This window comes from Prosthecobacter fusiformis (assembly GCF_004364345.1).
GTDB classification, from domain to species: domain Bacteria; phylum Verrucomicrobiota; class Verrucomicrobiia; order Verrucomicrobiales; family Verrucomicrobiaceae; genus Prosthecobacter; species Prosthecobacter fusiformis.
The window spans coordinates 1254102-1277388 of sequence record NZ_SOCA01000001.1 but is presented as its reverse complement, the minus strand read 5'-3'; the positions used below and the strand labels follow the sequence as shown (position 1 = coordinate 1277388).

Here is a 23287-nt window from a genome sequence, read left to right as displayed (position 1 = left end):
TAGGCCCTCTTCCACCATGAAATTTCTTTCGCTTCTGCCTTTGGCTGCCCTTTTGGTCCATTGTACTGCCCCTCAGCCTGGCGGGTCCACCGGCAGCCTGCCGCCTGCGGCCACACGTGGCCTGCCGCAGATCATTAACGTATCTGCCTATGATCCTAAAGAGCGGCAGCGCGAAGGTCGTGGATATACTGAAAACGACGTCTCCGCCCTCCGCGCCAATGGAGCCAGCGGCCTCATCGCTCGGGCAGGCAAAGGCGGAAACCTGGATACCAAATGCGCCAGCTTCCTGGCGGCGGCTGACCGCACAGGAATGCTCGTTGGCGTCTATTACCGGCTGCAAAACCACGTGGATGCCGTGGCCCAGGCGGACCAGTTCATCTCCCGTGCCCAGGCCCTGGCCAGCAGCCGCTCATGGAATACCCCATCCCTGCTGCTGTGTGGGGACTTTGATGCGAATTCCCGTCTCTCAGACATCCTGCGGTTCATGGACCGGGTCGAGTCACGCACCGGAGTGGTCCCTGTGGCGTATCTGGAAAACAGCGCCCATTTAAAGATCCTCCTCGGCAATGCCGATGACGCCACCAAGGCCAAGCTGCGTCGTATGCCATATTGGCTGGCCTTATACTCCCATGAAAGCGGTGCTGGTCCGCAGTTCCCCGCTCCCGGCAGCCCTAAGGGGCTGGTGAACCAATACCGCGTCTGGTCCGACTGGACCCTCTGGCAGTATGGCGGTGTCGATTGGGAAGGCGGCCGCTCCCGGCCCAAAGTTTATAACCATGAGGCCTCACGTTTCAGCCCTTACTTCGGTAATCTGGACCGCCCGGTGGAGCGCAACGTCTTCAATGGTTCCTACACCGGTTTGCAAACCTTCTGGCAGCGTCATGGCCTGCCTCTTGCTCGTTAAGAGTCCCAGCCTCTGCTGATACTTTGTCCAAGTATAAGTGTAATCTCAGTGTATGGATCATCCCATGAGTTATACCCTTGATCGTCTCCTCCAGGTGCGGGGTATACCCCATATCCTTGTATCTCTGGTCCTGGCAGGTCTGGTGAGTTGCAGCACCGAGCCGGAAAAGGCCGATGCACCTTCAATACCAGTAACGGTCACCGCGACGGAGTGGTCCTTGCTGGAGATGCACTATGAGGAAGCGAAGGCCATCAGTCCCCAGTGTGCGGAAGTAGGGTCTATCTTTCGGGTGGCGGCAGAGAATGTGGAAGTGCTGAAGACTGACAAGAATGGCAAACCATCAAAGGTCCGTGCGACCGGCCACGTATTCCTGGATACTACCCTGCCTGAAAGAGCCAGCGGTCTCTGCCAGGAGGCCATCATTACCTCTCAGGAAGCCCGCCTGATAGGCAGCCCCATCATGATGTATCGGGGGGAGGTGGCCAAAGCCACCTCCGAATCCACCTCATTCTGGGTCACTAACCGCCTCCAGGTTAATGGTCCTTTTAAAATGATCACCCGCGAGGACTTGATGCAGTCCCTCATGAGTTCCAATCCACTATTTCCCGTTTCCGAGCCTGTTGAATTACTGCCCACCACGGCAGCGATCCAGTAGGCACTTTAACCAATCTGGGCCAGGATGGCGGAGGCGATTTTATCCGCCTGGGCTTCGAGGTATTCCACATCACGTCCTTCGATGAGAAGGCGGATCAGGGACTCCGTACCGGAATACCGGAGGAGGACCCGGCCATAGTCACCCAGCTTCTTCTCTGTTTCCTTGATGATCTTCTGGGCATCCACAAGCTCCGTGATCGGGGGCTTGGAGCGGACGCGGAGATTGCGGGAGCTTTGAGGGAACTTCTTGAGGCACTTGCGCAACTGGCTCAGCGGCTCGCCGGTTTCCTTCATGATCTTCAGGACTTGAAGCCCGGCGATAAGGCCGTCGCCCGTCGTGGCCCAGTCGCCAAAGATGATGTGTCCGCTCTGCTCACCACCCAGGTTCAGGCCACGGGTATTCATCTCTTCCAGCACATAACGGTCGCCCACATTGGTGCGGATCACCCTGCCACCGAGGCGGGAGACGAGGTCATCCAGGCCATAGTTGCTCATGATGGTCACGGCCAGGGTATTCTGCTTGAGGGTGCCTTTCCGCAGCATGGACTCGGCAGCAATGGCCATGAGTTCATCACCATCCAGGGCGATGGCTTCTTCATCGCAAAGGGCGATGCGGTCCGCGTCGCCATCATGCGCGATGCCAGCCTGGGCCTGGGACTGGCGGACGAGGCGCTCCAGCTCTTCGCTATGGGTGCAGCCGCATTCTTCATTGATGTTGAAGCCATCGGGCTCGCTATGGAAGATCTGGACATCTGCCCCCAGGCGTTCCAGGGCAATGGCGCTGGTATAGGAGGCAGCGCCGTGGGCATTGTCCAAGGCCACACGCATACCGTCCAACCGGGTGCCCTCCATGCTGGCGATAGCATGGGCCACGTAAAGTTCCACACTGTCCGTCATGCGGCTGACGCGGCCAATGCCACGGCCTTCGGGACGTGGGGCCTCTTCTGCATTGCCAAGGACGATCTGCTCAATGGCGATCTCTGTCTTGTCATTGAGTTTGCGGCCATTGCCGTGGACGAACTTGATGCCGTTATCCTCAAATGGATTGTGGGAAGCACTGACGATCACGCCGAAGTCGGCTCCGGTCTGGGCGGCAAGCATCGCAACGGCAGGCGTGGGGACCATGCCGACGAGGACGACATCCACTCCTGCCGAGTTCAGGCCGGCAATGAGTGCGGCCTCCAGCATCTCTCCAGAAGCCCGTGTATCCCGGCCGATGACGCAGCGCGGGCGCTCGCCTCCAGCCCGGTGTCCAAGCACGCCAGCCGCCGCCTGCCCAAGGCGCAGGACAAACTCAGGGGTCATGGGATGACGGTTGGCCACCGCGCGGACGCCGTCGGTGCCGAAGAATTGACGCTTTTCAGACATAGAGCGCGCGGTTTAACGCAGGACCGGGCCAGTGTCAAAGCCGGGCATCAGCCTTCCTGCCTGGAGCCTGCCAAATTCCGGTCGTTTAGACTGCCCTCAGTGGAGGCAGTGGCTCTGGGGTGCGGTATCCGCCACCGATCTGGCTCTTGATCATGAACCAGAACAAGAAGGCGAGCAGCAGGGCGACGAGCTTCTCGCGCCAGTTGCGGATAAAGAAGTTTTTAAATTGGGCCCAGTTCACGGGTTGGCTCCTCCAGGATAGGTTCAGGCGCGGCGGCTCCGTAGGTCAGCAGTTCATTGAGGCGGGTGCGCAACTCGTCGGGTTCAAGATCATGCTCCAGCTTCCCTCGATAAGCCAGGGACAGGGCTCCGCTTTCCTCGCTGACGATGAGGGCAATGGCATCGGTTTCCTCAGTGACTCCCATGGCAGCGCGGTGACGAAGGCCGATGGCCCGGTCACGCACCTCCCTTTGACTGACGGGGAAGACACAGCCTGCTGCCGAGATGCGGCCTTGGTCAATGATGGCCCCGCCATCGTGCAAGGCGGTCTTGGGATGGAAGATGGTGGTGATCAACTCGGGTGAGAGTTTGGCATCCACACTGACGCCGGTTTCTGAAAGCAGGCGTAGGTCGATGCCACGCTTAATGGCAAAGAGGGCACCGCAGCGGCGGGCGGAAAGCTGCTGCATGGCTTCCAAGAGGACGTCCAGGGATTCAGGGTCGGGCCGGTTCAGGGAGAAGATGCGGTGGCTGCCCAGCTCGGCCAGGACGCGGCGCAGTTCCGGCTGAAAGAGAACTACAAGAGCAATGGCAAGGAAGACCGAGATGCGCTGAAGCAGCCAAGTGATGACCTCAAGCTCCAGCAACTGGGAGACCAGCGCCAGACCAAGCAGGAGCATGAGCAGGCCGGTGAGGATGCGTGCTCCACGGGTGGCCCGGAAGAACAGATAGGCCTGATAGACCAGCACGGCGAGGATGAGGATCTCCACGCCATCGCGCCAGTGCTGTTTTAAGAATTCCCACATGGTCGGCTATTCTTGTTCAAAGCCTAACGAAAGCCCCAGCGCAAGGATTACCTGCCTCGGAAGAGCTTTTGAGCCGACTTTTCTTTACCCACAGGTTATGGCTGCCAACCAACGGGCTGGGTCCAGGCTTTCTGCAACTGGCCCGGGGTGGCAGGATTGGTCATGATCTGGTCGGAGGTGATGATGGCACGGACGTAGAGTTCATCCCCGGTCATCTGGTAGCTGGATTCCAAGCTTTCGCTGCTGGCCAGCAGCTTGCCCACCTCTTCGCTATACTTCAGGCGGACGGGGTAGTTGTCATCGGCGGGGGCGGGTACTTCCTTGATGGCGCGGTCATAGTTTTTTGGGGTGCCGCGGAACTCGGTCGTATATTTCACGCCGGGTTCGCCCTTGATTTTCACCGTCAGTTTGCGGGTGGTTTTGTCAAAGGATACGTCTTCCAGGGCCACCCCGCAGGAGGCATAAAAGTCACCGCGCTGCATGGCTTCCACCAGGGCATTGGCATCCAGTTTATCCGCCTTGACCATGACCCAGCCACGACCGGAGGTGGCGGTGCCGCCGTGATAGTGGTGGCTGTCATCCGTGCCGAGTGCATATAAAGGCGCAGCCTTCAGTTCCACAAGACGGATGGTATTGGCGATGTCCCATATACGGTCCGTGGAGGTATCCGCACGAGCAGGATCGCCTTCGGGATAGGTGGAGGGATGGCCGTTATAGACTTCAAAGAATTTATCTTCGATGACATGGGCGATGTCTTCTGCACTCACGGCCCATTTGAAATTGGGGTGATTGAGATGGGACATGATGGGGCGTCCGGTTTTCAGGCCTTGGGCAGCAATGGCCTGAAGGTTGGTGCGCATGGTCTCGCGGATGGAAACGAGATCCTTCACGGGCTGAATAGCCTCGGTGAGGTTGATGGCATTGATGTGGATGGGCGACTTGGCAAAACCGGCGCTGACTTCCTCCGCCTGCACCAGCAGAAACTTGCCGGGTTCCTCAAGTTTAACGCGGTATTCTTCCAGGGTTTTGAGCTTCACTTCCACCTGGCCTTTTTCGTCGGTGCGGGTGGTGACCCAGCCGGGGCCAAAACGATCCGTACATTTGTCCACCACCTTGCGGCCGAGTGAGATCTTCTTCTTTTCGATGGTGGCTTCAGGCACCCACTTTTCCCCTTCGGCCAGGGTGTTGTGGTCGGACATGCAGAGGAAGTCGTAACCCTTCTCCTTGTACCAGGCCGAAATCATTTCCGGGAAATCATTGCCATCGCTCCATAGGGAATGGGTATGGGTGTTGCCTTTGAACCATCGGGGTTCATCAGCCGAAACCATGGCTGTTGCCGCAATGAAAAGAATCGGAAGGAAGGAGAATCTCATGGTTGGTTCTTCTTGAACGGAGTGTAAGGGCACGAACAATCAGACGCGCATGTTAAATTCTCTGGACCAGGCCCTCACGAATACCCGCACCCATTTGCTGTCCCTGCGCAATGCCGCTGGCCATTGGGAAGGGGAATTGTCCAGCAGCGCGCTTTCGACCGCGACTGCCATCGTGGCTTTGAATGAGGTGGATGCGGCCGAATATCGTGAATGGATCGAGGCAGGTGTGCGATGGCTTATCGAGAATCAGAATGCGGATGGGGGATGGGGGGATACGACGATCAGCAAGAGCAACCTTTCGACGACGCTGCTGTGCTGGAGTGCATTGAGTGTATGTGGTGAGATGAAAAGAGCGGGACACGCGGCTATGCAAATCCCACGCCCTGGCGGGCGCAGCTACGCGGGAGCCTTGGCGGGCGCGGCTACGGGGACCCACGCCCTGGCGGGCGCAGCTACTTGGATTAGGGGGCAGGTGGGGTCGTTGGAGGCGGATGAGATCGCGAAGACGGTGATTGGGCGGTATGGGAAGGACAAGACTTTTTCGGTGCCGATTTTGATGCTGTGTACGATTGGCGGGACGATGGGGGAGGGGGCGTGGAAAAGGGTGCTGCCGCTGCCGTTTGAGTTGGCAGCATTGCCACGGGCGTGGTTTGGCGCAGTGGGGATGCCGGTGGTGAGCTATGCGCTGCCTGCTCTGATTGCCATTGGGTATGCCCGGTTTAAAAAGGCACCGCCTGCGTGGTGGAATCCTTTGGGATGGTTGCGGGGGGCTTTGTGGAAACGCATCCGCCCGATGTTGAAGGCGCTGCAACCTTCCAGTGGCGGCTATCTGGAAGCGACCCCCCTAACAAGTTTTGTGACCATGGCGTTGGCGGCGGCAGGAGATAAAGAGCATCCATGCATTCCGGGGGCGGTCGAGTTTTTGAAGCGCTCGATGAGGGCAGATGGGAGCTGGCCGATTGACACGAACTTGGCCACCTGGGGGACGACGCTGGCGTGCAAGGCTCTCGGCAGTGCGGAGGTTCCTGTGCGCCAGTGGTTGCAAAATCAGCAGTATCAAGAGGTGCACCCTTTCACCAACGCCGCGCCGGGTGGCTGGGCGTGGACGGATTTGCCAGGCGGGGTGCCGGATGCGGATGATACGGCAGGGGCGCTGATCGGTCTGAAGATTCAAGAAGAGGCGGGTTCGCGAGTGGCGGCCGAAGCGGGACTTCAGTGGCTTCTGGATCTGCAAAACCGTGATGGAGGGATGCCGACCTTTTGCCGGGGATGGGGGACATTGCCGTTTGATCGCAGCAGTCCTGAGCTGACGGCGCATGCTTTGCTGGCGTGGGGGCTGTGGGAAAAGGAGATGCCCGAAGCCATGCGAGACCGGCTGAAGAAGGCCACTGAAATGGCGCTGGGCTATTTGAGGAAAACGCAGCGAAAGGACGGATCGTGGATACCGCTGTGGTTCGGCAATGAGCATACCTCAGATGAAGAAAATCCGCTGTATGGGACGGCGCAGGTGGTGGCTTATTTGAGTGGGGATAAGGCACTGGCGATGCAGGCGGACAGGCTCATCCGCAGTGGTTGCGCTTACTTGGAAGCGGCTCAGAAAATGGATGGGAGCTGGGGCGGGGACGGGGATGCACCGGCTTCCATTGAGGAGACGGCGGTGGCTGTGCATGCGCTGCTGCTGCAAGGGGGGCGGACGAGGGCGTCCGCACTCCGGGGTATCGAATGGCTGATCGCGGCCACACAAAATGGGACGCATTTTCCAAGCGCGCCTATTGGACTGTACTTCGCGCGGCTGTGGTATCACGAGAAGCTTTATCCGGTGATCTGGAGCCTGCAGGCATTTCGCAGTGCAAAAGCAGTCTTGTCGTCCGTTGATGAAGCGGGTACAACGACATCATTATCATGACCACCTCACGCCGCACATTTCTCGCCACACTTGCTGCCAGCGCCGCCACGTCCGCCTTTGCCCGTGATTGGACGGGGAAGGTGCCACAGCGTTATCCCGATCCAGATGTGATCGCCCTGGAGCCTGCCTTCTCAAAATATATCCAGGGCAATTCACCGATCCGGCGATTGCACACGGGCATGCTCTGGGCGGAAGGACCGGCCTGGAATGGCAGTGGGGATTATCTGGTGTGGAGTGACATCCCTAACAATGCCCAGATGCGCTACCTGCCTGAAGACGGTCATGTTAGCGTGATGCGCAACAACTCTGGCAACAGCAATGGCAACACCTTTGACTGGCAGGGGCGGCAAATCTCCTGCGAGCACGCTAACCGCCGTGTGGTGCGGTATGAACTGAATGGCAAAATGACGGTGCTGGCCTCTGAGTTTGAAGGCAAGCCGCTCAACGCGCCGAACGATGTCGTGGTTCATCCCGATGGCGGGGTGTGGTTTACTGATCCAGGTTACGGAAGCATGGGGGATTACGAGGGCAACAAGGGTGAGCTGCAATTGAAGGAGGCGGTCTATCGCATTGATCCTGGGGGCAAGATTGAAAAAGTCACCGAGGCAGAAGCTAAGCCTAACGGGTTATGCTTCAGCCCGGATTATAAGAAGCTTTATATTGTGGATACAGGGGCTGCGAAAAACATCCGTGTGTACGACGTTAGCGATGGAGTGAAGCTGAGTGAGGGCAAAGAGTTAGCCGTGATGAATGAAGATGCATCCGTAGGTATGTTGGCCGAATGCCAGCGCTCTGAGCTGCTTCATCAAGAGCTTTACTCCCAAGGGCGAAATGAGGCTAGATCAACGTCTCGGCGTCTTCTTAACGCTACGAGCATGCCTTCCGATGAGCTTCAACAGAAGTTTGCAGAGATTCGAGACCTGGAGCAAAAGATTGAAGAGTGGACCTTTAAGCGGAAAGGCTTTTTAACTTCACGCACCAAAGGCCAAGGCGGTTCTGACGGCATCCGCTGCGATGTGGATGGCAATGTCTGGGCCACTGCTGGATGGATCGGCGATGGCTATGATGGCGTGCATGTGTTTTCTCCAGAGGGGCAGCGCATCGGCTTCATCAAGCTGCCCGAAACTGCCAGCAATCTTTGCTTCGGCGGACGGAAGCGTAACCGCCTGTTTATTACGGCGAGCCAGTCGCTCTATTCGCTGTATGTGAATACGAGTGGGGCGCATTTTTGTTGAGGGGGACAAGCAGGAAGGCTAAAAATGGGTGTTTGGGCTTCGGAGCGGGATGTCGGACGCAACCTCGTTGAGGTTGGCTGAGGACGGGGTATCGGGTACGTGACCCAGGGTTCTGCGAACCCTGGGCTTAACTTCGCAAGCCCTTTGGGCTTGACCGTGCCCTTTACAAAACGGCCCTCGAATTACCTTTGCGATTCTTGGAGGGAGGATGAGGATAGATTTGCTATGCAATTCATCTCTGTTCTCATTGGCATCGTCTGTGCGGTTCTGCTCGTCCCTGGGCTCATCCCGCTGTTGGGCTGGACCCTTTGGGTAACCTTGTTTGGTGCTCTGATCGGCATCATCTTCGGGGCATTCCCCAAGCGCAAGATCGGCCTAACCATTAACCTGGCCGTGGCATTCATCGCCGCGCTACGGTTGTTCCTGGGCGGTGGCGTCATTTGACGGATGGCAGCTTCACGCGCCCGTGCTTCACGCTGACATGCGGGTTGTCACGGGCCAAGTAGCGCCAAGGGAAATCGACGGCCTGGCTGATGCCGACGCGGATATCACTGACGACTTCGACCGGGGAAGGGCTGGTGCGCAGACCGCAGCCGGAGGGGCGGGAACGACCGGTCATGGGAATGCCATGATGAATGCCGCCGATGCCCAAAGCCAGGGCGAGCTTACCTGGGCCGGAGCAGAGATCCGTCAGTTTTTCCTTTTGCCGACGCTGGCGCATTTCGGCAATGCCAAGGCGGGGATCAAGGGCACGAATGAGGATGAGACCATCGTGGGAACCGCCTTTTACCAAGAGGTTAAAGAGCCAGTACATGCCGTAATTAAAATAGACATAGGCAGTACCTGGCGGGTGATTTTGGACAAAAGCGCGGGCGCTGGGGCGTGAGGCGGTGTGGCAGGCGGGATCTCCATCCACGGCATAAGCCTCCGTCTCAACAATGATGCCTGAACAGCCTAACCAGACGAGTTCAACACCAATGAGATCCTGGGCGACGGTGAGAACATCGCGCTGAAAAAAGGCAGGGGTGAGAAAGGCCATGGTCCAGATCAGAGTCCAGTGGGATGGTCCACAAATTCCCAGGGCAGGCTGAACTGTGCCTGAAGGTGCTGGGCGAGGGCTTTGACGCCGAAGGTCTCGGTGGCGTAGTGACCGCCGTAAAGAACATTGATGCCGAGTTCTTCGGCGAGGGTGTAGCTCCAGTGTGGGCCTTCACCAGTGATGAAGGTATCCACACCAGCTTTCGCGGCGGCGGCGACCTCCGAGCCGGAGCCGCCGGAGCAGATGCCAATCTTCCGTGTGGACTGAGGGCCGCCCGCGCAGAGGTGGACACGACTGCCGCCGAGAGCCTCTGTGAAGCGGGAGACGACTTCATCCAAAGGCATGACGAGCTCGCACGTGACTCCTACGGGCATGCCTTTGTAATCCAAGAAGTTACCGCCTGGAACAAGCTGCATGGCTTTGGCAATCTGGGCGTTGTTTCCCAACTGCGGATGGACATCCAAGGGCAGATGCACGCTGTAGATAGCGAGGTCGTTTTCAATGGCCAGACGCATGCGCTCAAATGTGGCACCCGTCCAGGGCTGAAGGCCGCTCCAGAACATGCCGTGATGCACAATGAGCATGTCCGCTCCGGTGGCGATGGCCTTTTTAACGACGGGCAAGGTGGCATCCACAGCAGCAGCGATGCGGGTGATCTCACCTTTGCGATTGGCAAGCTGCAAACCATTCACGGCGTTGCTGTAATCCGGAAGCTCGCGGATACGCAGGGTGGTATCAAGGTAATGGCTGAGGTCGGTGAGATTCATGGGATGAAAAGAATAGGCCGATAGAGACCGTTTCACCAGATTCTTCTACACCAAGATCCAGGCGATTACTTGGGCGTGGTCAGTGTCTGGATTCCTGCTGGAGAGAAGTCGGCATCGGTCAGGGGGACGCCATGGCGGATGCGGGAGCCCTGAATCATTGTTCCCCCACTGCCAGCACGGGTGATGGTGAGGCTGGCGGGGAGGTAGTGGCCTCGATCATCCTTTGCGACATCCTTCGTTTCAATGCGGAGGAGGAGGGTGCCGGAAGCATTGTACTTTTCCACACGGAGGGGCACCATACGACGAGGGTCGATCCATGTGCGCACGGAGGCATAGCTGGAGCGGTCGGAATTTCCTGGTTTGGATTCGAGGATCTGACAGGCGGTGCGGTCAATTTCCGCAGTGCCGACCAGGGACTGAGTGCTCCAGGCGAAGAAGTTTTCGATGACGTCTTCGTAAGCCAGATCGCTGCCGAAGAGGCCGTTCTTCATCTGGGCGGCACTGAGCTGGGTGAGGGTTTCCGGTGGGACAAAAAGAGAGCCGGAAGTAGCGCCAGAAGCGGACTTGCGCAGCAGCACGGACTCACCTTTGCGCTCTTTGGGAAAGAGGATCTGGTAAACGGCATCCGAGCCACTTTGGGTGTGACGTTCCTTGGTCTGGATCTGGATGGCACCGCCGCCATTGATCTCCATGCGGAGGCGTGCAAAGGAGGTGCCATCCGAGCGGATGGCGTTCATGCGGGAGGCGAGATCAGCGGCAGTGGCTGGCTCATCGGCTGCATGAAGCGATGAAGTAAAATTAGTTAGGATAACCAGGCCGAGGACCGACAGCAGCGTGAAAAAGGCGGGATGACGTTTCATGACCAAGGATTCGTATGGCGGCGGCTGTTTGCACGCAAAGAAACAAAAACGGGTCAGCCGTTGAGCGCGGCTGCTGGATTCAAGCGGGAGCTGCGCCAGGCCGGATACAGACCGCTGAGCACGCCGACAATCACGGAAATGAGCAAGGCAGTGAGGAGCAGTGGAGCTCCGAGATCCGCCTCCAGCAGACCACGGATGGCCGGAGTGGCCTGCATGATCTTCACCCCGGCAATGCCTAACAAGATGCCACAAATGCCGCCAGCCAGGCCTAGGATAGCGGACTCCAGTAGCACCATGCGGACGATGCGTCCCCGCTTCCAGCCGATGGCCAACAGGACACATATCTCCTGCTTTCTCTCGAAGACGGTCATGAGCATGGTGTTCATGACACCGAGCACACCCACCAATACGGCGAGGAGGGAGGTGCCCCAGCTCATGGCGCGAATCATTTTGAAACCCTGGCTGTTATTAAAATGATGGGCGACGGAGACGGCCCGTATTTCAGGGATGGCTGTGGTGATACGCTCACTCAGGGCATCTAGTTCCTGCTCGGTGAGGCCGGGCACGGCGCGGACATCCACAACGTTGATTTTGTCCTCACTGGACATGATGGTCTGAAGGACGGGCAGGGCGAGAATGATGGAACCGTCTTCCACCAAAGCTCCGCCATTGACGATGCCTACGACGTTGAGTTCGGCAGCCTCAATGAGGAGGGAATCGCCGACTTTTTTCTTGAGGACCTGGGCTGCGGTCTGACCCAATACGACCGCTTGCTCGTTGGCGTCTTTGGGAAGGCGGCCGGAAATGATTTGCAGATTATCCCAAGTGAAACCGCCCCATTCGCGCGCGGAGACCATGATCATTTCAGCCTCCTCCACGCTCATGAGCTCCACCATGAGCATGCAGGTTTCCGCCACTTGAGGGATTTTGGCTACCCGGTCCCGGACGGTGGGACTGAAGGGTTTTGGCACCATGGCCCCGCCCATGTTGCTGACGACGATGTCCGTCCCGCGCACCTTGAGTCCTGTCTGCCAGCTTTTTTCAAAACCTTCCGAAAGACCGACCAGGGCGACGACGGCGGCGATGCCGAGAGAGATGCCCACCAGGGTGAGGGCGGTGCGCACAGGACGGCGCAGGAGGCCGCGTACAACAATGGAAAAAAAAGTCATGCTGTAGCGGCCGGGGAGTTAAGGGATGAAACGGGCTGGTTAAGACTGTCTGAGACCAGAAGGCCGTCCTTCATCAAAATGGTGCGCCCGGCCATGCGGGCGATGTCCATGTCATGGGTGACCATGATGAGGGTCATCTTTTGCTCTTCATGCAGCCGCACCAGGAGGTCTAATACGTGCGTGGCATTGGTGCTGTCCAGATTGCCTGTGGGCTCATCAGCGAGAAGAACGGTGGGAGAATTGGCCAGGCTGCGGGCGATGGCGACGCGCTGCCTTTCACCGCCGGAGAGCTTGCCTGGATAATGGTCTAACCGATGGCCAAGACCGACTTGTTTTAGCAAATCCACGGCGCGCTCCCGACGCTGTTTCATGCCCAGCTTGCCCTCAAACATGGGGATCTGTACATTCTCCACAGCGGTGCAGGTGGGGAGGAGATGAAAGGCCTGAAAGATGAAGCCGATCTCATGGGCGCGGTAAGCGGAGGGGTCCGCGACATCCGGCAAGGACTGGCCACGATAATTGAGAGTGCCGGAGGCGGGACGGTCCAATGCGCCGAGCATCTGAAGCAGGGTGCTTTTTCCACAACCGCTGGGACCGGTGATGGCGACGAATTCCCCCGCATTCACTTTGAAACTGATGCCGCGTAGGGCCTGGACCTGACCAGCATCGTATTCCTTTTTCAAATGGATCGCCTCATAAACGGGGCTGGGGATACCTGCTGGCGCTGAGGTGGGATTCATGAGGGAAAAGGGGCCAATTCAGCCCGGAAGGGCCACGGAAGCAGGGGACGCCGAAGCATTCGTTTCCGTGCGCCAATGCGGCCCTACTTTTGGGTCAGCAAGATCACGAATGAGGTCCATGACGGCCAGGCGGTAACTGGGATAAGGGGCAGTCTCCTCGGGTGTGGTGGGGGTGAGCTCGGAGGCGCGGTGGGGCAACTGCCAGTGGTGTATGCCGAGGTGGCGGTGATGAAGACCATGAAAGGGCTCGTGAAGGAGGGAGTAAGCCAGGATTTTACCGGTGAGGCCTTCATCGACTATGCTGCGAGTGGCACCGGTGGCAGACGTGCCGCTGAGGCCGACATGCTCCACGTATTTGCGCCAGCTCTGCATATTGGCCGCGAACATGGCGGGAATGAGGTACATGCAGAAGTAATATTTCCAGAGGCCAAACCAAGCGACGGCGGTTAGGACGACGGTCCAAAAAGCAACAATGCCGATGAGCTCTTGCCAGATGCGTTTGCGAACGCGCTTGTTGCGGATGGGGGAGTTCTTCCGGAAAAAGGTGCGGAGGAAAAGATAAGGGGTGAACCAAAGGCCGAAGGTGAGCTCTAGGAAAGCTGCCAAACGGCGGAACCAACGGGGAGATTTGGGGTCCACAAACGGCCAGAGTTCTTCATCACGCTCCGTGGCGAGATGCATGTGATGGGTTTGATGGGCGGCGCGATAAAGGCTGAAACTGGTGAGGCTGAGGATGCCGATGAAGACACCATCGAATTCATTGAAGCGGCGATTTTTGCGCAGCAGGCCGTGAGATGCCTCATGAAAGCCGATGAGGACGCCATGCATGAGGTGGGAGGCTGGGAAGAGGAGGAGCACGACCAGCCAGGTGATGTTGTAATACAGAGCGAGAAAAAGCGATGCCTGCACCGCATAAAGGCAACAGGCGAGGATCTGAAAAGCGGAGCGACTGATCCAATGAGGCTCATGCGGCTCTGCGAGATCACCTTTCACATTGAGGTCAAGAGGGTCGGAGGATGTGGTTGTGGCATTCATCACATTCAGGCCAGTATGGCGGAGAGGGGACTATGGGGTGAACGGGATACGTTTTCCAGAAGGGTCTGGTACCTGCGGTTCAGTTCTTCGGCATCCGCGAGGGTAAAAAGTCCGGGGCGGTAGAGCCAGACGACTTCGAATTCATCGCCATCCTCGGTGATTTCGCAGGCGAGGTCAAAACGTGCGGTGCCGGTGGAGCGCATGCGCAGTTTGAAAGAGAGGCTAGGCAGGGTGACATCCGGAACGGGGTGATTTTGCAGGGCAAAACGGACGTCGAAAATGGGGTTGTGACCTTCCTCCTGCGAGATGCCGAGGGACTTGACGAGCTCGGCAAAAGGCATGGCCTGAGCGAAGCAGTCCATGCTGGAATCCTGGACGGCGCGGGCGGCGGTGGAGAAGCTTTGTGTGGTATCCACCTTTCCGCGCAGTGGGACCACCCCGGCGAAGTAACCCATGGTTTCTTTGGCGGGCTGGCGAGTACGATTGGCTACAGGGCTGCCGACGACGATGTCTGTCTGGCCTGTCCACTGAGCCAGCATGGTCTGGAAGGCGGTGAGGAGGGTATTGAAAAGGGTGGTGCCGGAATTTTTGGACAGGGTACGGATCTCCCGGACAAGGTCTGGAGGGATGCTGGAGGCCCAGTAGGCAAGCTTTCCAGCTCGCTGTGCCACATCCGTTGGGCGGTCCCAAAGGCGTATGGTATCGGCCAGATGCTTGCGCCAAAATTCAGCTCGGAGTTCCAACTCGACGGGCTGCCAAGTGGCGCGCTCGGCTGCGGCCCAGGCGGTATAAGACATTTCCACGGAGGGGAGAGGACCCCCGCCACTGAGCTTGTTTTGAATATAAGCGCCAGCGAGGTCCTGGACGAAGACGCCGAGAGTCCAGCCATCGGCAATGGAGTGATGGATGGCGAAGACCAGGACAAGATCGCCAGGGCCTTTTTGCAGCATTTCCACGCGATAGAGCGGACCCCGCAGCATGTCGAAGGGCTGACGAAAGATTTCGTCCATGATGCCTTCGATACCCGCCGGGGTGCATTGATCCGGCTCCAGATCCCGATACTTGATGGCGGGTATGCCGGTCCGGCGGATCATTTGGAAGGGCTGTCCTTTCCCGGGAAGAAAGGACAGGCGCAGGACTTCCTGACGCTCCACGACCAAGCGCAGAGCGGCGGTGCAATCCTCCGCCGTGATGTTGCCTTTCACCTCAATGAAGGCGCAGATGTGGTTGCCGATGTCTCCCGGTGGAACGGGGGAGTTTTCCCACAGTTCACGCTGCGGGAGGCTCAGTGGCTGGAGGCGGATTTCACCGCTTTCCAGCCACTGTTTGAGGTTGGCTCGGAGGTCTTGGGACATTGGATGAAGACCTGGCTCAGGCTCCGGCTTTTGGCGCGGACTTGGAAGCTGGGGCCGGGGTTTCTTCAGCGACATCGTCCAGGAGGCTGGCGATGTCGTCATCGGAGATGGCGTCCAGGTCCACTTCATCCACGGAGGTGGGCGCTTCGACGACTGCCGGAGCGGCGGCGGGTTTGGCCGTGCCTGAGGAAGCGCCACCGAGATGCTCGCCGATGAGGGCGGCGAGCTGGCCGATGGTGCGAGCACGCATGAGGCTGGTGGGTGGCAGGGCTACGCCGATGGTGCTTTCGATGAGGTTTTCAATCTCGACGCCCATGAGGGAATCGAGTCCGAGATCTGTCAGCGGCTGGTCATCGCGGAGGCTGTCCGCTTTGACACGAAGAACTGAGCCGACCACTTCGCGAAGAGCCTGGGCGATGATGGGTGCGCGTTCATCGGCCGGAGCGGCATCGATTTTTGCGCGCCAGTCACCGGTCATACCACCCGCTTCGGCGCTTTCGACTCCAGAGGAGAAGATGTGTTCCAGGAGGGGATTTTCTTGAAGGCCACGGAAGGATTGGCGCCACTTGGCCCAGTCCACACGGATGGCGGCCACCTGGGCGGAGCCAGCGGTGAGGAAGGTCTCGAGCAGGGAGATGACCTCGCCGGGAGTGATGGCGGAGGTGCCCTGGCGGGCGAGGAATTCGGCCACACGTTCATTGCGTGCGACGTAACCTTCACCCCCCAGCACGCCCCAGTTAATGGTGAGGGCTGGCAGGCCTAACGCACGGCGATGGTGCGCAAGGGAATCCAGGAAGGCATTGGCGCCAGAGTAGTTGCTCTGGGCCGGATTGCCGAAGACGCTGGAGATGGAGGAGAACATGACAAAGCAGTCCAGATTTTGATCCAGGGTGCCTTCATGCAACATCCAGGCACCGAGGGCTTTTGGAGCAAGAACGGTGCGCATGCGCTCACGGTTCAGCACGCCCATTGGTGCATCATCAATGACCATGGCCAGATGGAAGATGCCTTTGAGGGGCACTCCGGCTTTTTCGATTTCCTGAAGCATCCGGGTCACGTCCGCAGGCTCGCCTGCATCGGCTTTGACGACCTGGGCATTGACGCCACGGGCTGCCAGGGAATCCAGGAAGTCCTTGGCCTCAGGGGTGGAGGGACCGCTGCGACTGGCCAGCACGAGATTGCGTGCGCCACAATCCACGAGCCACTCAGACAGAACGCGGCCGAAACCGCCAAAGCCGCCGGTGATGAGGTAGGTGCCGTCTGCTTTTACATCGAACCCAGGAACTGGGGCCTCACCACGACGGTTCACAAAGGCGTCTGCAAAAGTGACGACCACCTTGCCGATGTGCTTACCAGCGGCCATGAGGCGGAAAGCGGCATCCACACGGCAGGCGGGATAGGCGCGGAAGGGCAGGGGGCGCAGGGCACCCTTTTCAACCAGTTCCACAACTTCGCCTAACAAATTGCGTGTCAGTTCTTCATCGCCGCCGAAGACGGCATCCATGGCCACGACGTGGAAGGAGGAGTTCTTCCGCAAGTGCCACAGGGGAATGCGGGAGTTTTGATAGATGTCGCGTTTGCCGATTTCGATGAAACGGCCAAACTCGGACAGGCAGGAGAGGCCCATGGGGATGGCTTCTCCGGCCAGGGCGTTGAGCACCACATCCACCCCTTTGCGGTTGGTCAGTTCCATGACCGCATCGGCGAAGTCGGCACGGCGGGAATCGACGACGTGTTTCACGCCGAGGGTTTCCAGGAGGGCGCGTTTGGAGGCGCTGCCTGCGGTGGCGATGACTTCGCAACCGAGATGCAGAGCGATCTGAATGGCGGACATGCCGACACCGCCAGCACCGGCATGGATGAGGATTTTTTCTCCTTTGCGCATGCGGGCCACGTTATTCAGCGCGTGCCAGGAGGTCATGAAGACGACTGGGATGGTGGCGGCATCTTCAAAGGACAGCCCTTCTGGAATCTTCACCACATCACCACCACGGGCCAGTGTGTGGGTGGACAAACCATAGACGGCCAGACCGAAGACACGATCACCGACGGCGACGTGTTTGACGTTTTTGCCTGCGGCCACCACGATGCCACCTACTTCGTCACCGAAGATGCGGGCGTCTGGAGTTTCAGCCGGATAAAGGGCTAGGGCCTTGAGCACGTCACGGAAGTTCATGCCGGCGGCTTTGACTTCGATGAGGACTTCACCATCACCACAAACGGGCATGGAGAAGGCGGTCAATTTCAGGGTGTCCAGCATGCCACGCTCGCGGGATTCCAGGCGGAGGGGGATCTTGCGATCAAGGGTGGTTTCCTGCACCGGCAGGCCGCGCTTGATGCGCTGCACGTAACGGGCTTCGCCACGGATGGCGATTTCGCGTTCACCGTGCTCCTGAAGCAGCTCACGCCAGAGCAGGGCGGAGTCAGTGTCTGCCACCTCCGGTGGGAGATCCAGACCACGGCAGGCGAAGTTCGGATGCTCGCTGAGAATGACACGGAAGACACCGATGGAAGGTGCCTGGGCGACATTGGTGAGGCCCATGTGCTGGCCAGCAGGCTGGGCACCGCGGGTGATGAGGTCCATGCGCAGCTTGGCGGCAGGAGTGGTGTTCTCGATGGCCTGGGTCAGGTGAAGCAGGGCGTCGATGCCCATGAGGGCGGAGTCGCCCTCGCCCCGGCCTGCGGGTTCATCCAGAGACCAGAGGTAGGTCATGCGTTCTGGAGGTGCATCGTCAGCATAGGAGGTGACCAGGGTCATCCAGTCTGCCGGTGTATCGGCACGCACGGTGTATTCGTTTCCTTTAGCCGTATACTCAGAACCGCGGCGGGCAATGCGCACCCGTATTCCGGCCGATTGGAGTCGGGCAGCGAGTTGATCTCCGAGGCCTCCTTTGTCGGCGAAAACCAGCCAGGACTGTTCTGTCGCTGGTGCAATCGTTGGCTCGGAGGCTGGAGTTGTAACGGAATCCTTCCAGGCTTTGCGACCGAAAAGGCCGATCTGGCCTTCGCCACCACGCGGGCCTGTCAGGCCGGGGATGGAGGTCGTTTCAGCGAAGCCGGCTTCCTTCATGGCGGCTTCCCACTGGGGGCGCTGCATGAGGGGCTGGTCAGGGCGCAGCTCACGGTCGGTGAGATGCCACCAGCCGCTGGTTAGGCCGAAGACGCTTTCCGTCCAAAGCTGAGGGGTGGCAACGTCCATGAACACCAGACTACCGCCGGGTTTGAGGAGCTCGTGAATGTAACCCAGAGTCGCGCGGACATCCGCCACGGCGTGGATGACGTTGGTGCCGATGACGAGGTCATAGCTGTCAGCTTCGAAGCCTTGGGTGAGGCCCGACTGTTCGAGGTTGAAGACTTTGAATTCGACTTCTGAAAATGCAGCCAGTTTCTGAGCTGCCTGCGGGAAGAACCCGGCGGAAACATCGGTGAAGGTATAGGAATGCAAGCCGCGTGGCAGCAGCGGCAGCAGGTAGGCGCTGAGACCGGCGGTGCCAGCACCTACTTCGAGGATGCGCAGGCCACGACCTTCAGGAAGCTTCCTTGAGGCTTCATTCACAGCGCTGGTGATAGCGGCCATCCAGTGACTGGAGAGCAAACCGTCACCATAAAACTGATCCAGGAGGTCGCTGTTGGAGCCGCCAAAGAGCACTTGCACGGCATCTTTTTCGCCACGCAGGATAGGCCCTAATTCGGCACAGGTGATGGAGCAGAGCATGCCTTCCGGCAAGTGGCCAGGATTGAGGGCAATGAACTTGTTTAGCTCAGCCGTGGCAGAATCTGCAGCTGTGGCAAATTTGGCAGTGGGCAAGTGGCCATCGCCTTTGGCTTCCAACAGGCCGCGTTTGGCCAGGTCGTTAACCAAATGTTTGTACACCCGGCGCATCGGCTCGGCGACTTTCAGAGTCTCGACAGTCCAGACGTCCTTGGCCGTGAGGCCTGATGCCATCTGGCTAAGGCCTCTGGCGATCTGGGCAGCGGCGAGATCATCCTCGGCGGCCATGGTAGCTTCCAGTTTGGTTTTGCCACGGACGGAGATAACTTCTTCCAGCGTCTTTTGTGCGGCCTGTTTCAGTTCTGCCAAAGGTATGGGGGCCAGAGGAGAGGGGACTGCTGCGGTCTCCGTGCGCTCCCAGTCCACGTGATAAAGGAGGTCACGGGTACCGGAGGTGCCGGCGCGGCGGGCGGCGGCCATGCTGACGGCGCGGAAACCATCCACCAAGACGCAGGGTTTCCCTGAGGCATCGTAGAGGCCGATATTACCCTCAATAAACTCGTCGTTAAACTGGACCACTTTGGCTTGCACATGCGTCACCGCGCCAGGTGAGCGCAGGTAAAGGATGCGGCCAAAGCGCACAGGCAGCTTCATCTTGGCCTTGCGATCTTCCACAGTTTTTGAACCGGCAGAGAAGGTGTGCAGAGCGCCATCCAGCAGTACGGGATGCAGGCAGTATTCACCTGCACGGTGGGAGATGTTCTCTGACAATGCCACCTTACCAGCAGCCTTGCCTCCAGCAGCCCAGAGTTCACGCACGGCGCGGAATTCATCCCCATAGCGGAGGCCCAGGTCACTCATGTGCTGGTAGAAATCCGTCACATCCAGAGATGTGAGGCCCGCCGTGGAACCCTCCCAGGTGGAGGTATTGAAATTGGATTCGGTGCGTTCACCCCGCATGGAGCCGACCACATGCACAGACCATGCGGCCCCTTGGTCAAATTTGCTCTGGATGGTGAAGGTACGCTCGTTCGGGTCATAGGTCACTTCCAGCACGACGCCGGATGGATTCTCTGTGAGGATGAGCGGTTTGCGGATCTCAAAGTCTTCGACAGCAAATGGACGGCCTTCGAAATATTGAGTTCCGGCTTCGAGAATGAGTTCCACAAAACCTGCGGCTGGAAAGATGACGTGGCTTTCTACCTTGTGATCCTTCAGGAAGGCCATGTGGCGGTTGTCCAGACGCGCAATCCATGTGGGTGTGGCGCGTGGGAGGCGCACATCCAGCAAGCCTTTGCCACCGGAACCCAGACGGCCTTCACGCCAGTCTGGAGATTCATTCCACCAGCGTGCCTTGTCCCAGGCATAAGTCGGCAAGGAGAGCTGGTGACGGGACGGGGTCATGCCCTTGAAGTCCAGGTCCACACAGGCACGGTGAAGTTCCAACGCAGCCTCAAGCATGGCTTCATGTTCACGGTCCCGGCGTGCGGAGGCAACGACGGGGGCTTTCATTCCGCGTGCTCCCAGGCATTCCTGAATGGAGAGGGAAAGGGCAGGGTGGGCGGTGATTTCAAGCCAGACGTCCACACCGAAATCCGCCAGTGCATTGACGGCAGGTGCAAACATGACGGCCTGACGGATACCGCGTCCCCAGTGACCGGCATCGCATTCGCTGCCCGTGATCTTTGCCCCAGTGACGGTGCTGAAAAACGGTACCGTTTCATCGCGAGGTTTGAGGTCTGCCAGAGCGGCGACAAGCTCATCGGCCGCAGGCTGCATGTAGGCATGGTGGAAAGGATGGTCCACGCGCACAAAGCGGGCAAAGACACCTTCGGCTTCGAGCTGCGACTGAATGGCTTCCAGGGAAGTTTTAGGACCGGAGAGAGTGAGAGAACGCGGTCCATTGAAGGCAGCGATGCTGACCACGCGGTCGTGCTTGGCGATGGCAGCGAGGGCCGCATCTTCATCCAGGCCCACAGCCAGCATGGTGCCGGCACCACGGGCGCAGCCGTTCATGAAACGGGCGCGCAGAGCGATGACTTTGGCTCCTTCTTCCAAGCTGAGTACACCGGCCACGCAGGCGGCGGCGATTTCACCCACACTATGACCGACAATCGCTGCAGGCTGAACGCCCCAGGATTTCCAAAGTTCAGAAAGGGAGACCTGCATGGCAAAGATGGCCGGTTGGGCAATCTCCGTCATGCTCATCTTGGAATCTTTTTCATCGCGGGCGAGTTCTTCCAGCAATGAGAATTTGGCCCAAGGTTTCAGCGCTTCGGCACAGGCTTCCATGGACTTGCTGAAGACAGGCTCATTTTTCATGAGCTCGCGGCCCATGCCCCACCACTGTGGGCCCTGACCACTCATGACGAAGCCAACGCGAGCTGCTTTTTCCCGACGTGGTGAGAAGCCGCTGCGGACGTTCGGTACTTCCTGGCCAACACCAAAAGCGTTTAGTGTGGCGATGGCCTCATGCGAGGTGCGGGCCACCATGGTAAGGCGGTGCTGATGATGGTTGCGGCGGGCACCCAGGGTATAGGCGAGATCAGGCAGCACAGGTGAAGTGCCATTGGATTTCTCATGATCTTCTATCCAGGTGGAGAGACGGAAGGCAGTCGCTTTCAGTGCTTCTTCAGAGCGGGCGGAAATCACCAGAGGCCAGGGCCGCTCAAAAGCGGAAGCTGGCATTTTAACATGAGGTTTGGCCGGTGCTTCTGCGACAATGACGTGCGAGTTAGCACCACCGAACCCAAAAGAATTTACCCCGGCCATACGCACTGCGTAGGTTTCAGGAAAGTCCTCCATCGTGGTCGGGATGCGCAGCTTCAGCGCCTGGAAATCAATGTGAGGATTCGGGGTTTTGAAGTGAAGGCTAGGGGGAATCTGGCCGTGCTTCAGCACCAACAGTGCCTTCACCAGACCGGCCACGCCTGCAGCGGTTTCCATATGACCAAGATTCGTTTTGACCGAACCCATGGCGAGTGGTGCGTCTTCCTCACGATCAGCGCAGAGAGCCTCAGAAAGGGCTGTCGCCTCGATGGGATCACCGACGGCTGTTCCTGTGCCGTGAGCCTCAATATAGCCAATTTCACTTGGGCTGATGCCAGCGTCCTTGCAGGCATCCTTCACCAGACGGGCCTGGGCCTCGGGACTCGGCAGGGAGATGCCATTGGTGTGTCCATCCTGGTTGGTCGAGGTACCCAGGATCACGCCCTGAATGGGGTCACCATCGGCGATGGCCTGGGACAGTTTTTTCAGCATGACCATGCCCGCGCCCTCGGCACGAACAAAGCCGTTGGCATCTGCATCGAAAGCTTTGCACATCCCATCTGGAGACAGCATGGAAGCCTGGGAAAAGCCGATGAACCCGCCGGGGGTGATCATGACTGTCACGCCGCCTGCCAGCGCGGTGGTGCCGCGCCCGGTCCAGATGTGTTCACACGCCGCATGAACTGCCGTCAGAGCGGAGGAGCAGGCTGTATCCATGGACATGCTGGGGCCGGTCAAATTCAGCGAATAAGAAATGCGGTTCGCTGCGATGCTGTGGGCGCTGCCTGTGGAAGAGTGAGCGCCGATGCCCACCGAATCAAACGGTGTGCCCTGGATGACCTGATAGTCGGTATGGGATACGCCAACGAAGACGCCAATGTCCGTGCCGTTTTCTAAATCCAGAACGATGCCTGCGTCTTCAATGGCCTCCCAGGCGGTTTCCAGCACCAGACGCTGTTGTGGATCCACATACGGGGCTTCACGCGGGGATATGCCGAAGAACTGGGGATCATATTGATCAATGGAATCCAGGAAGCCGCCGCGTTTTGCAATGGATTTACCTGCGAGGCCTGGTTCGGCGTCATAGTAACGCTCAATGTTCCAGCGATCTGGTGGGATCTCGCAAACTGCATCCCGTCCCTCCGCCAAAAGTTTCCAAAAAGCTTCGACGTCGTTGATTCCGCCGGGGAAGCGGCAACCAATACCGATAATGGCAATTCCTTCTTTATGCATGCAGTTCTTAGCGTTGGGGGGATGTTTGAAAAGTTTGAAGAGCAACAACGCCAGTCTTACCGAATCGTGCGAAGTGCCGTGTTTGCGTGCCTGAGATTTTTTTTATCTTCGTCGTGAGCGAGTGCTGGACGAGCGTTTTGGCA

Annotated in this window: 17 protein-coding genes; 5 read left to right on the top strand and 12 right to left on the bottom strand. The window is 58.6% G+C overall.

The features are described from left to right. Positions 1 to 16 precede the first annotated feature (16 nt). Together EI77_RS05020 and EI77_RS05015 are read left to right on the top strand one after the other, a co-directional pair. The gene (locus tag EI77_RS05020) at positions 17 to 904 is read left to right on the top strand and encodes a GH25 family lysozyme (RefSeq protein WP_133793642.1); all 888 of its coding nucleotides are present in this window, start codon (positions 17 to 19) and stop codon (positions 902 to 904) included. 64 nt (positions 905 to 968) lie between these two features. Beyond that, positions 969 to 1559, top strand: a complete 591-nt coding sequence (locus EI77_RS05015; RefSeq protein WP_133793641.1) for a hypothetical protein — start codon at positions 969 to 971, stop codon at positions 1557 to 1559. A 5-nt stretch (positions 1560 to 1564) separates the two neighbouring features. Here EI77_RS05015 and glmM read toward each other — a convergent pair whose 3' ends face one another. The 4 genes from glmM to EI77_RS05000 all read right to left on the bottom strand — a co-directional run bounded on the left by glmM (position 1565) and on the right by EI77_RS05000 (position 5324). Beyond that, complete coding sequence (glmM, locus tag EI77_RS05010) at positions 1565 to 2926, bottom strand: phosphoglucosamine mutase (RefSeq protein ID WP_133793640.1); 1362 nt, start codon at positions 2924 to 2926, stop codon at positions 1565 to 1567. Positions 2927 to 3011: 85 nt separating this feature from the next. After that, complete coding sequence (locus EI77_RS23275; RefSeq protein WP_166647045.1) at positions 3012 to 3167, bottom strand: hypothetical protein; 156 nt, start codon at positions 3165 to 3167, stop codon at positions 3012 to 3014. Next, complete coding sequence (gene cdaA, locus EI77_RS05005) at positions 3148 to 3951, bottom strand: diadenylate cyclase CdaA (RefSeq protein WP_133793639.1); 804 nt, start codon at positions 3949 to 3951, stop codon at positions 3148 to 3150. The genes EI77_RS23275 and cdaA overlap by 20 nt, the downstream gene beginning before the upstream one ends. A 95-nt stretch (positions 3952 to 4046) precedes the next feature. Continuing rightward, entirely contained in the window at positions 4047 to 5324 is a 1278-nt protein-coding gene (locus EI77_RS05000; protein WP_133793638.1) for a PHP domain-containing protein, read from the bottom strand. A gap of 49 nt (positions 5325 to 5373) precedes the next feature. Between EI77_RS05000 and EI77_RS04995 the strand changes: the two genes are divergently transcribed. The 3 genes from EI77_RS04995 (at position 5374) to EI77_RS04985 (ending at position 8909) form a co-directional block, all read left to right on the top strand. After that, a complete protein-coding gene (locus EI77_RS04995; RefSeq protein WP_133793637.1) occupies positions 5374 to 7230 on the top strand; it encodes a prenyltransferase/squalene oxidase repeat-containing protein in 1857 nt (618 codons plus the stop codon). Next, positions 7227 to 8465 (top strand): SMP-30/gluconolactonase/LRE family protein, encoded by a 1239-nt coding sequence (locus EI77_RS23730; protein WP_133793636.1) that lies wholly within the window; start codon positions 7227 to 7229, stop codon positions 8463 to 8465. Before EI77_RS04995 ends, EI77_RS23730 begins: the two co-directional genes overlap by 4 nt. Before the next feature lie 225 nt (positions 8466 to 8690). After that, complete coding sequence (locus EI77_RS04985; RefSeq protein ID WP_133793635.1) at positions 8691 to 8909, top strand: hypothetical protein; 219 nt, start codon at positions 8691 to 8693, stop codon at positions 8907 to 8909. On the opposite strand, the gene EI77_RS04980 is transcribed toward EI77_RS04985, so the two are convergent. From EI77_RS04980 to EI77_RS04945, 8 genes are all read right to left on the bottom strand, one after another. Continuing rightward, the gene (locus EI77_RS04980; RefSeq protein ID WP_133793634.1) at positions 8902 to 9504 is read right to left on the bottom strand and encodes a DNA-3-methyladenine glycosylase; all 603 of its coding nucleotides are present in this window, start codon (positions 9502 to 9504) and stop codon (positions 8902 to 8904) included. The genes EI77_RS04985 and EI77_RS04980 overlap by 8 nt on opposite strands. An 8-nt stretch (positions 9505 to 9512) precedes the next feature. Next, positions 9513 to 10271 (bottom strand): Nif3-like dinuclear metal center hexameric protein, encoded by a 759-nt coding sequence (locus EI77_RS04975; RefSeq protein ID WP_133793633.1) that lies wholly within the window; start codon positions 10269 to 10271, stop codon positions 9513 to 9515. A gap of 65 nt (positions 10272 to 10336) precedes the next feature. Then, positions 10337 to 11131 carry an outer membrane lipoprotein-sorting protein gene (locus EI77_RS04970; RefSeq protein ID WP_133793632.1) on the bottom strand — a complete coding sequence of 265 codons (795 nt, stop codon included), beginning with the start codon at positions 11129 to 11131 and terminating at the stop codon, positions 10337 to 10339. 53 nt (positions 11132 to 11184) lie between these two features. After that, a complete protein-coding gene (locus EI77_RS04965) occupies positions 11185 to 12300 on the bottom strand; it encodes an ABC transporter permease (protein WP_133793631.1) in 1116 nt (371 codons plus the stop codon). After that, positions 12297 to 13040: an ABC transporter ATP-binding protein gene (locus tag EI77_RS04960; RefSeq protein ID WP_133793630.1), complete on the bottom strand. Its 744-nt coding sequence runs from the start codon at positions 13038 to 13040 to the stop codon at positions 12297 to 12299. Before EI77_RS04960 ends, EI77_RS04965 begins: the two co-directional genes overlap by 4 nt. A gap of 18 nt (positions 13041 to 13058) precedes the next feature. Beyond that, positions 13059 to 14075: a fatty acid desaturase family protein gene (locus tag EI77_RS04955; RefSeq protein ID WP_133793629.1), complete on the bottom strand. Its 1017-nt coding sequence runs from the start codon at positions 14073 to 14075 to the stop codon at positions 13059 to 13061. A 5-nt stretch (positions 14076 to 14080) separates the two neighbouring features. Continuing rightward, positions 14081 to 15430, bottom strand: a complete 1350-nt coding sequence (locus EI77_RS04950; protein WP_133793628.1) for a condensation domain-containing protein — start codon at positions 15428 to 15430, stop codon at positions 14081 to 14083. A 16-nt stretch (positions 15431 to 15446) separates the two neighbouring features. Then, on the bottom strand, positions 15447 to 23144 hold the full coding sequence (locus EI77_RS04945) for a type I polyketide synthase (RefSeq protein WP_133793627.1): 7698 nt from the start codon (positions 23142 to 23144) through the stop codon (positions 15447 to 15449). Positions 23145 to 23287 lie beyond the last annotated feature (143 nt).

Bases quoted from the DNA above. Each gene is read 5' to 3' on its own strand.
- EI77_RS05020 (WP_133793642.1), top strand. From the start codon at position 17: ATGAAATTTCTTTCGCTTCTGCCTTTGGCTGCCCTTTTGGTCCATTGT.
- EI77_RS05015 (WP_133793641.1), top strand. From the start codon at position 969: ATGAGTTATACCCTTGATCGTCTCCTCCAGGTGCGGGGTATACCCCAT.
- glmM (WP_133793640.1), bottom strand. From the start codon at position 2,926: ATGTCTGAAAAGCGTCAATTCTTCGGCACCGACGGCGTCCGCGCGGTG.
- cdaA (WP_133793639.1), bottom strand. From the start codon at position 3,951: ATGTGGGAATTCTTAAAACAGCACTGGCGCGATGGCGTGGAGATCCTC.
- EI77_RS05000 (WP_133793638.1), bottom strand. From the start codon at position 5,324: ATGAGATTCTCCTTCCTTCCGATTCTTTTCATTGCGGCAACAGCCATG.
- EI77_RS04995 (WP_133793637.1), top strand. From the start codon at position 5,374: ATGTTAAATTCTCTGGACCAGGCCCTCACGAATACCCGCACCCATTTG.
- EI77_RS23730 (WP_133793636.1), top strand. From the start codon at position 7,227: ATGACCACCTCACGCCGCACATTTCTCGCCACACTTGCTGCCAGCGCC.
- EI77_RS04985 (WP_133793635.1), top strand. From the start codon at position 8,691: ATGCAATTCATCTCTGTTCTCATTGGCATCGTCTGTGCGGTTCTGCTC.
- EI77_RS04980 (WP_133793634.1), bottom strand. From the start codon at position 9,504: ATGGCCTTTCTCACCCCTGCCTTTTTTCAGCGCGATGTTCTCACCGTC.
- EI77_RS04975 (WP_133793633.1), bottom strand. From the start codon at position 10,271: ATGAATCTCACCGACCTCAGCCATTACCTTGATACCACCCTGCGTATC.
- EI77_RS04970 (WP_133793632.1), bottom strand. From the start codon at position 11,131: ATGAAACGTCATCCCGCCTTTTTCACGCTGCTGTCGGTCCTCGGCCTG.
- EI77_RS04965 (WP_133793631.1), bottom strand. From the start codon at position 12,300: ATGACTTTTTTTTCCATTGTTGTACGCGGCCTCCTGCGCCGTCCTGTG.
- EI77_RS04960 (WP_133793630.1), bottom strand. From the start codon at position 13,040: ATGAATCCCACCTCAGCGCCAGCAGGTATCCCCAGCCCCGTTTATGAG.
- EI77_RS04955 (WP_133793629.1), bottom strand. From the start codon at position 14,075: ATGAATGCCACAACCACATCCTCCGACCCTCTTGACCTCAATGTGAAA.
- EI77_RS04950 (WP_133793628.1), bottom strand. From the start codon at position 15,430: ATGTCCCAAGACCTCCGAGCCAACCTCAAACAGTGGCTGGAAAGCGGT.
- EI77_RS04945 (WP_133793627.1), bottom strand. From the start codon at position 23,144: ATGCATAAAGAAGGAATTGCCATTATCGGTATTGGTTGCCGCTTCCCC.